The 10998-nt window shown below is 54.2% G+C and carries 5 protein-coding genes; 1 reads left to right on the forward strand and 4 read right to left on the reverse strand.

Features of this window, described 5'->3' with window-relative positions; translation table 11 throughout:
- Nucleotides 1-297 precede the first annotated feature (297 nt).
- On the reverse strand, nt 298-507 hold the full coding sequence (locus VLA04_06785) for a hypothetical protein (GenBank protein HSI21361.1): 210 nt from the start codon (nt 505-507) through the stop codon (nt 298-300).
- 172 nt (nt 508-679) lie between these two features.
- On the opposite strand from VLA04_06785, the gene VLA04_06790 reads away from it, so the two are divergent.
- On the forward strand, nt 680-1294 hold the full coding sequence (locus tag VLA04_06790) for an ElyC/SanA/YdcF family protein (GenBank protein ID HSI21362.1): 615 nt from the start codon (nt 680-682) through the stop codon (nt 1292-1294).
- Between the two features lie 3 nt (nt 1295-1297).
- Here VLA04_06790 and VLA04_06795 read toward each other — a convergent pair whose 3' ends face one another.
- From VLA04_06795 to VLA04_06805, 3 genes are all read right to left on the reverse strand, one after another.
- Nucleotides 1298-2824: a GspE/PulE family protein gene (locus VLA04_06795; GenBank protein ID HSI21363.1), complete on the reverse strand. Its 1527-nt coding sequence runs from the start codon at nt 2822-2824 to the stop codon at nt 1298-1300.
- A gap of 3 nt (nt 2825-2827) precedes the next feature.
- The gene (locus VLA04_06800) at nt 2828-9847 is read right to left on the reverse strand and encodes a hypothetical protein (protein HSI21364.1); all 7020 of its coding nucleotides are present in this window, start codon (nt 9845-9847) and stop codon (nt 2828-2830) included.
- A partial coding sequence (locus VLA04_06805) for a hypothetical protein (protein ID HSI21365.1) occupies nt 9844-10998 on the reverse strand: 1155 nt, incomplete at its 5' end. The genes VLA04_06800 and VLA04_06805, both read right to left, overlap by 4 nt.

Raw genomic sequence — 10998 nt, forward strand, 5'->3', positions numbered from 1 at the left:
AGTGTGATGGTGGAAACAGACTATCCTAAACCAGTAGACCCATTGACAAACTACCGATCTTTCAATAAGGTGCAGTGGCTACGGAGGTAAACAAATGATTTGGGTCGTTGCAGCAGCTGCCACTGGTTGGCTTATCGGTAAAGGTGTGATCAAACTTCCCGGCGGGAAGTAGGGTCGTCACAACAAAACGCGTGGACTCTAAACTCCGGGACATGTCCCGGAGTTTTTCTATGCCCAAAACCCCACGATAAAGAAAGCACCACCCGTATAAGGGGTGGTGAAGAAGTCTGAACCGGGTTATGCCTGGGCGCCGTGCGAAGCGCGCAGGACATCAAGGGGTGAAGCTTGTAAGCTAGGGGCGGGTGTGCGAACCGCAACCTCGTAGCCAGTGGCAACATTGCCACCAGGGTCGCGGACAACACGGATGTCTTGGATCCGGTCGTCACTAATGCCGAGAACTGCAGCACAAAGCCGTGCTAAGGACGTAAAATCTGTTTTTTCAGTCATTGAAAACTCCAGGGTTAATCTTTTATACCAGAGCTGCCTAGTAATAGAAAGTGTCGCAAACCTGATACGCTTCATTCCGGCTTCTAAAAAGAAAGATCACGCAGGTCGGTCCTGAGCTGTACTTTCAGATGGACCCCCTACGTGGTACACTCAACCCGAACATCCGCTCGGTATGAGAAGACTTTTTCGCTCACTTCTAGCTTTCTTCGCAATTCCCGTCCTTATCTTCCTTGTCATTTGGGGAAGCGAGCGTTTCGTGTCGTTCCAGACACAGCCGCATTTATACACAGAAATGACCGCTATCCCCCAGGAGGAGGTAGCGGTTGTTTTTGGTGCGGGACTCAAACGCCCAGGAGAGGTGGGAGGTGTGCTTCAGGGGCGGTTAGACACAGCATACGACCTGTATAGTTCGGGCAAGGTAAAGAAAATAGTGCTTTCGGGTGACAACATCTCCGAAGACTACGACGAGGTGACACCAATGGTCACTTACCTGAAAAAGCGCGAGGTACCCGCAAGTGTACTGATTGAAGATAGAAAAGGCATTAGCACCTACGACACCTGCTACCGCCTAAAAAATACTTCCAACATAACACAGGCAATTCTGGTGACAAACGAGTTCCATCTTCCACGTGCCGTTTTTACGTGTAGGAAGCTGGGTATCGATGCAAAAGGGATGGCAACACCAAATTACCCAGGCTTTGAATACAGTCAGAGCCAGCGGGAGCCGCTTGCTACCGTCAAGATGCTTATCGACCTGTATATTGCCCCACCACAGCCCCTGCAATAGGGTTTAGGCGGCGGTAACGCGGAATACTTCCGCCTCAGTTGTAATGCCCGCCCTTACCTTACTTAGACCGTCTTCAAGCATGGGGATCATGCCGCTGCGCGTGGCAATCTCTCGCACAGTTGCAGGGTCGGTCCCCTGTTGTACGGCACGTTCCAATTCCGGTGTCGGGACTAGGGCTTCGGCAATAACGACACGGCCCTTATAAACGGGGTCTTCTGGAGTTCCACCCGGTTGCACCACGCGCACGAGCCGCTGCGCAATAATAAGGTTGATGCTCCCCGATAGGAGGAACGGTGCCACGCCAAGTTCAAGAAAGCGGGTGTGCGCGGTAACGGCATCATTGGTGTGCATGGTAGTAAGTACCAGGTGCCCCGTAAGCGAGGCATTCAAGGCAATGGTGGCGGTCTCTGGGTCGCGGATTTCACCCACCATAACTACATCTGGGTCCTGACGAAGGGCGCCCCGCAAACCTTCCGCAAAGGTAAACCCACCCTCCGGGTTTACCTGGCTTTGCTGTATTCCCTCGATGCGGTACTCGATAGGGTCTTCCAGGGTAATGATCTTTTTCTCTGGCGTGTTGAGCTTCTGCAAGAGGGCGTAAAGGGTGGTGGACTTACCCGAACCCGTTGGGCCCGTAATGACGATGAGTCCGTATGGCCGCTTTATCGCCTTTGCTACCATCTCCAGGTTGTGTTCACTGAAACCAAGGTCTTCCAGGCTGACGGCCTTCGTATCACGGCGCAGGAGACGCATAACCACCCCTTCCCCATATCCAGTTGGGACCATGGAGACACGAACATCTACCGGCATCCCTTTGTCTAAGAGCGAGAAGCGCCCGTCTTGGGTGAGGCCATGCTCGTCCAGTTTCAAGCTAGCGAGCATTTTAAGGCGCGAAATAAGCGACTTGTGCTGCTCCATGGGAATGCGCACTGCTTCCTTAAGTACGCCATCAATACGGAAGCGGACGACAATATGGTTTTCACCAGGTTCAATGTGCACATCGGAAGCACCTTGGTTGTAGGCGCCTGCCATGATGGCATCGATCTCTTCCGACACATTAGCTCCGCCTGTTTGGATCTGATTGCTCAGGTCATCCAGGTTATGGATATGTTGGACAAAGTCTTTCTCAGCTGCAACCTTGGCTTGCTCTTCGGCTTGGACACTCTGCTCGGCTTGTTCCGCCAAAAGTTTGGCGTAGCACTCAAGGAGGTAGCGGAAGCTGGTGTGGGACACCACGGTGAGCTCCGGCTCCAGTCCCAGTTGGTCCCCTAGCTGCGCACAAGCCGCAATAACGGCCTCATCCGAGGGATTGGTTACTGCGAACCGGATCCTGTCCGCAGAGCGCACGTAGGGCGCGTAGAGACGGTGTGCAGCTTCCTCAAGTGGCACCAAAGAGAGGACGTCAACATTGAAAGGATAGTCATCTAGGACGGTGTAGCTGACACCGGCAAAGCCGGCCAGTTGCTCTGCCCCTGTCTCCTCGGTTTTGCGGTTGATATGCCGCAGTGTCGCATCAATCGTGGATGACATGTCTTACCAGCGTAAGTGAATAGTGTTTGAGAAGCTGTCCCCCGCAAAGTAACCAGCCCGGTAGCCTTCTTTAGGATGGGCTACGTACTTGTTCTGGGTTTTGTCGAAAAGGATGGTGGCACGGTCTTCCAGCTCACCGTAGCCGAGGCCGGCAGGGTTGTCCCAAGGTGCCGGACGGGAAATGAGCCCATCAAGCGCGGCGGTGTCTTCTACCCGACCAGTATACACCTGGGCAATCCAGAGGGAGTTTGGATCGTTATCCAAAACTGGGGCCCAGCGCTCTGGCATGAGAAGCAAGTCTTGCAGGAAGTTGTTCACCTTGAACCTGGCACCCGCCTTCAGGCCTTCGCGGTAAGCGGTTGGCGACTTGGCATCAAACGTACCGTTTGGAGGATCTGCGGATTTGTACTCGGCGGGACCTGTACGGGCAACGCCATATTGGCCAGTGATTGGGTAGTACCCGTCCACGGTGGCCCTGATAGTTACCTCAACCTTATAGACCCCAAAGAGGTTGATGGCGAGGAAGAGGCCAAGGGTAATGGGGTCAACGGGAACACCCATCGCCAACTGTATGAGCATGGTAAGTCCCATGGCGCCCGTGCCAGGTACTAGCCCTAGCGACTGCTCTGCTTCTGCAATTTGGGAGGCAAAGACAATGGTGATGATGGTAGTGACAAGCGCTACCTGGGCAGCCCTAAGGTTAACTCGTGCGTCTTGGGCGGAATTTACAAACTTACCCGGGGCGGGGTCCCCTACCATCATCTTGTTGAGGACGGTAATGTTATTCGCGGCATCCTTGGCAACCGCTACCGGGGTCTGCGCAAGGGCTAGGAAGTTTGAGGCTTTGGCTACATCGGCTGCTGCCTGATAGATCTGGAATGCAGAACCCGCCGGAAGGCCAATGCCGGTATCGGCCCAAGAAAGGATCTTGTTAATCCCCCAACCCTTAAGGACGGTACCTACTGATTGGAACTCTTTGCCACCTACGTTGAAGGTGCTGGAGCTGTCAAACTTATTGCCAGCAAATCCCGTGGTCCCCCAAGCAAAGATTCCCTGGGCAACCCCGGCAGGCAGTTGTACGCCAAAGAGTTTCTCTGATTCTTTGCCAAACCAGTCATCAAGCGCATTCACAGCTGCCAGGTCTACAGAGCCGCGGTACCCGTTTTGGACATAGGTAAGGAGGCTCCCCACCATCTCGTTGCTTAGTGCGCCACCAAAGACCGATTCACCAAGGTTGAGTTTGTTCACTAGGTAGAGACCCATGAAGCGGTACTTCTCTTTCTGGGAACCTTGGAGGAGTGCATACGAGAACCCGCGTGGGATGTTGGGATCGGTCTTGAACGCCAAGATGTCATAGAAGTTGTACTGCAGGGCACTGGCGGCACGCCGCTTCATAGCGGCTGGCCCAGCAATGCGTGCAGTGGCCCCAACCTGCTGGATAGTATCGATACGTGCTTCGGTGGAGAATTCGGGGTCAGTTTCTACGAGGAATTTCCCAACCACGTCTGCGTCACTCAGGTCGCAGACCGATTCGGCACCATCAGCGCTGCAACTGTAGAAGTTACGGGCAAAGTCAGCCTGCGCGTTTATGGCGTATTGGCTGTAGTCGTCCTCCGTTAGGGTGAACTGACCAAACGCATTGCGGATATCTGCATAGTTAATCTTGAAGGCTTCGGCGTTCGGTTCGTCGCCAAGTTGGCTGTTAAGCTGTTGGGCAATCTGTTGGGCGCCCAAGAAATAGGCAGCATCCATACCACCAATCCCTACCACCAAGAGGTCAACCAACCCGATGGAGCCTGCCCGGCCGCCATCATAGTCGGTAAACCGCTTTTCCAGCATGGTGTTGAGCTGCTGGCTCAGTACGATCAAGGAGCGGTTCGTTTCAAAGCGGAACGAGCAGCTCTTAGTGGTGGAGCTTACTAATTCGCGCTCAATTTCCCCTTTGATGCTAAGTGGGTCAACGGGGCAGAATCCAGCCATGAGGGAGCTGTGGAAGGTACGGAGGAGAGCCTTGTTTTCATCAGTATCTGGGCCACCTAGATCGGCTAGCTTGAAGAGTTCGTTGCCAAGTAGGCGTACCCCCTGGTCAATTGCAATTTCCTTGGCCCTCCATGGCTCAATAGCAATGGCGCGCATCGTGCCAGGTTGTACCTTGAGGTCTTTTTCCAGTTCCATTGCCCAACCGCGCGCCAAGAAGTTGTCGTACAGGAAAGCACGCTTAACCTGGCTGTCTACATCCTTGCCGCTGAAGATATTTCCAAGGGCTACGTTCTGAATGCCACAGGCGGCGTTCTTGTTGATAAGGAAGTCCCCTAGGCCAACGCCGGATGGGCACTTGTCACTCTTACTCAGTACTTGGAACATGTCTACCAGTTCAGCAAATGGGGTGCCCTCCAGCGCCTTGCGGAGTGGGCCATCTGCCAAAGTGCGTAAGAGTTCGGTTTGTGCGCCGCCCTCTGCAATTTTCTGACCCGTACCGGTACCGGTCAGGAAGTTCTTAAAGGTGCCGGAGGTGGCGCCGAACTGGCCATCTAACCCATTGACCCGGGTCTTAAACGCACTGATCTGGTTCTTGAAGGTTTCTACATCACCAGGTGCAGCAGCGGGATGCTGTTTGATGGCATCGTTCACCTTTTCCTTGGTGAGCGGATCCATTGTCATGGCCCCAAAGATCACCTTGACCGAGGAAACCGTGCTCTCGTACTTGTACTTCTCAGTGTTGAAAAGTTCATTGGCAATTGCGTCCTCACTCCCCGTCTTCCAGACGTCTGAACTCGCCTTGGAGATTTCATCCAATATTGCGTTGCGGATGTCGTTCTGACCCACCTCAACAATTTCTATGAGGCGGTTTACGTCATCTGCCTTAGTCACGGTAAGCCCTGGGATGAGGGAGCGGAGTGAAGCCTTTAAGTCGTCCAGTTCCCGAAGGGGTGGTGTATCATACCAACCAAAGCCCTGGAGCATATCGCGGGAGGTGTTCCTGCCGCGGACGTCGCTAAAGCTGCCGTAGAAAGAATTTTCCTTAAGCCCAAGGCTTTCGCTGATGCGGGCAATGCCAAAGTTGGTGGCAAAGTTGAATGCCCCAAGCTCTCCTTTTGAGTTCCGAAGCAAGTCAAACCCGGATGGGAAGTTAAGGGTGATGCCAAGCTCTTTCAAGCCCATGTTGGCCATGGCCTGGAGACGGATATCGGCGGCCTCGTTCCTGGTGCAATCCCGCATCTTACCGTTGTCACCTGGGCACTGCGGCTCGATGATCTGGCTGGCAGTACCGGCTTCCCAGTTAAAGTAGCCGTCCATCATGCTGCCCCCTACGCGACGGAGGACGTTCTCGGTATTTCCCGTTAAGAGCTCATGGATGTCCCTTCCCTTAAAACCAAGGCGGCGGAAGGTAGAGGAAAGCCCTGGGATGCCAGCAAGGAGGCGGTCGATAGCGGCACTCTCCAATACCTTTTCACCATATGAGCGGGCTTGGGCATCACTAAGCTTAATGGAGGTGTTATCGGCGTATGCGCGGCCAATGGAAAGGGTGAGGCCTTCGTAGGAGAAGTCCTTGAGTTCATACCACTTATAAGCGGAGCCAAGGGGCAGGCTGAGTGCGTCATCAACGCGGCAGGCGGCCACACGGCTAACGAAGCCATTTACCAAATTTCCCTTGTTAGAAAGGAATTGGCGGAAGTTGGTTGGGCTCCAGCAGCCGGTATTTTGTACGCCCTGGACCTTGCCGGAATCGGCACTTTGATCGAGGGAAAGGGGGTGTCCGGCAGCAATCTCGCGGGCAATGAACTGTGCCCTGCCAACCAAGTCCTTAACCTCGCCACTCTGGCTGCTCAGGAGTTGGGCCAGAGGCTCGTATTGCTTTGATTTGTCCTTGGCTTGGGCAATGGACTTGATATCGCCCACGCTGTTCAAGTCTTTGAAGATGTTCTCCAGGGTTGGTGTAAGGACGCCCAGCGCCTTCCCTTTTGCTTCCAATTGCCGGCCGATACCCTGGAGCTCTTTGTAGCGGCTACTATAGAACTCCAAGCCTTGGGCGACCTGGTTTACCTGGTTGATGAGGTTGTTTACGTCGCTGGATCCTAGTGCCTTGTTCACTTCCTTCTGAAGGCCGGACTTAGCCCAAACCGTACGGAGTAACTCCTGTTCCCCTATTCTCTGGAATACCTGTGGGCCCAAATCTTTGGTAAAGATGCGGTCAAAGTCGTCAGAAGAGAATCCCTTGCTGACCCACTTCTCTACGCCAATGCCCAACCGGTCTAGGTTGCCGAAGGTGGTAAGGTCGCTCCCAATCTGTGAAATGAACGATTGCACTGCCGGCGCATCCTCGGTCATGGCGCTGCCTACGTAGGCCTTGCCAATGAGGCTGAGGAGGGACTGTGAAAGGTTGCCGCCCATTATGGCGTTTATAGGGTCTCCCTGTGCCAAAGGCGTGCCCGTAAGCGTGCCATCAGCATTTGCCTGAAGGAAGTTGGCGGGAAGACCGGCAGCCGCGGACCGCCCGCTTTGGCCGGTACCATTAAGCATGGTGAGAAGCCCCTCACTGTAGGACCGCGCCTGCCCGAGGGCTACGGAGACAGTTTTGCGGATTGCCTGTAGGGGTACGGCTTGGGCATCAACCCTGTTCTCTTCTGCGCGCCGCAGCTTCTCGTCTATCTTTGTGAGGCCGTTCTGAAGGAGGGGCCTCCAGGTTGCCATGATGGCGTTATAGAGCTCTGTCGCCTGTGCTTCACTCTGTACAAAGCCATTGGTGCCACTTGTCCCAAAGGTATTGTTGAGGTAGGCCAGGAGCATCTTCTCAGCAATCTGGTTTAGCTGTGCATCGGAGAATGCGCCAGAGGTGCGGAATGCGTGGTCGGTAGGAATAGTTATTACGTAGTACCCACGGAAGTTCCCCTGAGGGTATCCCTGGTAGACGATTGTTTCATTCGCAGGAGCGGGTGCGCCGGTATAAGTCTGGGTCGGGTAGTACTTGAAGCCAAACTGGGTGCGGATGGTTTCAATGAAGTTCTGAGTCTGAGGGTTGGGGTTTGCTTCGCCAAAGCTAGCGGTGGTAGGTGTAAATTTGCCCAGGCTGGTTTCCAGCACCCTACTGCCAACCAAGCGCTTGTAACGGCGGAACTCCTCATTACTCCTACTGGAAAGGAGGCGGCTAGATGCTTCCTCATAGTCTGATGCGGTGAAGCCAAATGCGCTCTTCCCCCTTCCTTCTTCCTCTTGATAGGCCAGGTTAAGCGCTTCATCTAAGAAAGAAGCTGATTCCTTGGCGAAGAGGATCTTTGACTTGGGGCTGCTTGAGGCAGCAGCAAAGTCGTCAGAGCGCAGGCTTCCCTGGGGAAGCTTGAGGCGCTGCTCAATCTTCCCTGCCCCGAGGCGGGCTAATAGCTCGTCTTGGCTTACGTTGCCAAGCGGGAGAAGGGTTCCATCGGATACGCCAAACATCCCCTCAAGTTCACGCCTTCCTAAGTTGGCGAATACTTCAGCGGATGTTTTACCGGTTAGCGAGTTGGCAGGAAAGCCAAAGGCGGTCTCTACGTAGTTGCGTCCCACACTTTCAATAAGCTGCTCAACGGTGGTCCCTTGGCTAAGTGCGCCGGCTGGCAGGCCAAGCTGCTGCGAAAGGTAGGCGCGGCCCAAGTTCTCTAAGACACTGGGGAAATCCCAGCCTTTTAGGGAGCCGTTAGGGCTGTTAATGAGCTGCGTGAGGATGGATTGCCCAATGAGTTCAGCAATATCACCAAAACTGCTCAAATCTTCTATGGCAGAAAGGTCAATTTCGGCCTCAAGATCCATGTCATCAAGGAGGCTTGCCAGATCTAGGCTGAATCCAGACAGTGCGGTCTTATACATGTTGGGACCCACCAACTCGGCACTCTCTACACCCTTGTCCGTTTGCCAAGCTACCTTTAAAGGAACTTCCTTATATTGGTAGCTGGTACTGCTCCCCCCTAGACGGCGCTTTTGCGTGATCCGCGTGGTAATGCGGACCTTGTCAATTTCACTAATGTCTACCGCAGTGGCAATTTTCTGAGGGTTGCTTGGATTGAGCAAATCATAAGCATGTGCGGAGTCTTGCGAAGTGGGCTCGGCCACGTCCGCAGGCTCGTTTGCATCGACCTCTGAGGTATTAAATTCTCGGTTAGAACTGCCCGGCTGAAGGATCTTCGCGACTTTTATCCGCTCCCGTCCTGCGCCCCCTTGGGACTTTGGCGTGGTCAAATAAACAAGGGTTTTGAGGATGCGAAGGTCAGCTTTTGGCGCATCCCACTGCTCATTTGGCCAAATGGAATCGTCATAATATTTAGGCATTAGCCGCGTGACTTGCTTGCCGTCTTCGTCCAATAGAGGCTTGCCATCAGCTCCCGTCACCACCTGCGATTCCTTGGTTTCATCGCAACGCTTTGTGCGAGGGTCAAAGAGTGTGCACGGTTCCCCTGTTACAGCGTACTTGTCCGTAGGGTTTTTGAAGACAATTTGGTCGTAAGGGTACCCAAGTTTGTTGAAGTAGGTGCTCAAGTCCGCATTAAACGGTATGGGCGAATTAATGTGCTCCATCCCCTCAAGCGAACAGAAGTTCCAAAGTCCCGTGGTGGTATCAAACCAGCCGCGGTTAAGCTTTACGTACTTGTCAAAATTTTCCTGGGAGAAGAAGGGGTTCTTCTTTAGCTCCTCAAGATTGACTGACTGGTAGGCAAGCTCTTCGCCTTCGCCTGGGTCAGCCTCTACTTCTGGGTCTACCGCTGCAAAGGTGCGGGTGGTATCCGCCCTTGCGGAACCATCCCCGTTTTCTTCTACGGCTTCTTCGGTGGGATCCACTTCCCGGTCAACAGCTTCCTCTACTGTTTTGCCCTCTAGGTGATCAGATGTATCACTTGCTCCTGAAAACTCAGAGGGACGTGCAACACATTGCTCGGCAGAGTTAGGAGTGGTGGGACTTGCTGCCGCTTGGGCAACATATACGACGCCAACTGGTGAGAAGGCAATGAACTCAGCGAGAAGACCAGCAAGAAGGGCGCGGATAAACATCATATCCCACCTCCGCCGCGAATAATCACCTGGTTGCGGCGCTTAAGCCGGTCTTCCAGGCTTGTCTTCTGGATACCGTTCTTGCCGTTCGCATGGGTGGACTGCACCACCTCGTTGTTACCTACATATAGTACGGCGTGACGGCTTGCGGCACTCCCTCCCCCTTGCGAGTAGGCGGCATCTGCGGAAAGTAGCACATCGCCAGGACGGAGGATGGCGCGGATATCTTCGTCGGGAATACCTGTAGAGGTCTTGGATTCGCTCACTATACTCAGACCATTCCTTCCATCACGTGCGGCCAGATAGAGGCCTACTGTGGTGTAGAGCTCAGGGCTGCTAATGAGGCCTGCTTTGTAGAGCATGGTGCTGGCAAAGCTGGAACAGTCACTGTCGCCTTCGCCAGTACGTGCAAACTCGGCGCGGTTGTCCTTGCTGTACTGGTACTTGGAGTATCCACTCTGCTCATTCTCGTCCGCTAAGGCGAGGGCCATCTCGCGGATAGGTGGCGCGGCCAGGGTGTCCAACTTGTCGATATTGGCCATAAGCTTCTTGGCCTCCGTAGCTGCCTTGTCTGGGCTTCCTGCGGTGATGTGGCTACGGATTACCCTGATCTGGGCCAGCATGGTGTCTATGAGGGTCAAAAGCTCTTCACGCCGGGTGATCGTGGCATAGGCTGGGTCATTATTCCGGAGCTTCTCGGCAAAAATAATGAGGTTTGCTTCGTACTTACTTAGCACCTCCCCATCGGTGCGTAAGAAGTCGGCCGTACTACTGGCGCTCTTAAAGAAGTTAAGCATGACGGCTACCTCGCCAGTCTGCTGGGAGACATCGATGGTTTGCGGGCGCGTGGTCCCGTTAGGGTTTGGTCCTGATCCCTGAAGGAAGCCCATGGCTCCGCCTAGGATCGCAAAGAAAGGGAGGCTACCCAAGAGAATAAGCCCACCCAGTGCCGCTAGGAGGCTGCCTTCACTCTCCTTTTTCTTGGGCTCTTCTGGTTCAGCGGCGGGCGGCAGCTGCTCTTCCGGCTCTTCCCCTTGCCCCTCTTCAGGAGATCCCTCTAATTGACGACGAATACCAGGGGCGAGGTTATCGCCCCAAGCTCCCCCAGCCTCAACCGGGGAGGTCGCAGAGTTCTTCTCAGGTAGTGTTGTCGG

This window comes from Verrucomicrobiia bacterium (assembly GCA_035460805.1).
Lineage (GTDB): Bacteria > Patescibacteriota > UBA1384 > CAILIB01 > CAILIB01 > DATHWI01.

Coding starts and splice junctions, on each gene's coding strand:
- VLA04_06785 (HSI21361.1), bottom strand. CDS start 507: ATGACTGAAAAAACAGATTTTACGTCCTTAGCACGGCTTTGTGCTGCA.
- VLA04_06790 (HSI21362.1), top strand. CDS start 680: ATGAGAAGACTTTTTCGCTCACTTCTAGCTTTCTTCGCAATTCCCGTC.
- VLA04_06795 (HSI21363.1), bottom strand. CDS start 2,824: ATGTCATCCACGATTGATGCGACACTGCGGCATATCAACCGCAAAACC.
- VLA04_06800 (HSI21364.1), bottom strand. CDS start 9,847: ATGATGTTTATCCGCGCCCTTCTTGCTGGTCTTCTCGCTGAGTTCATT.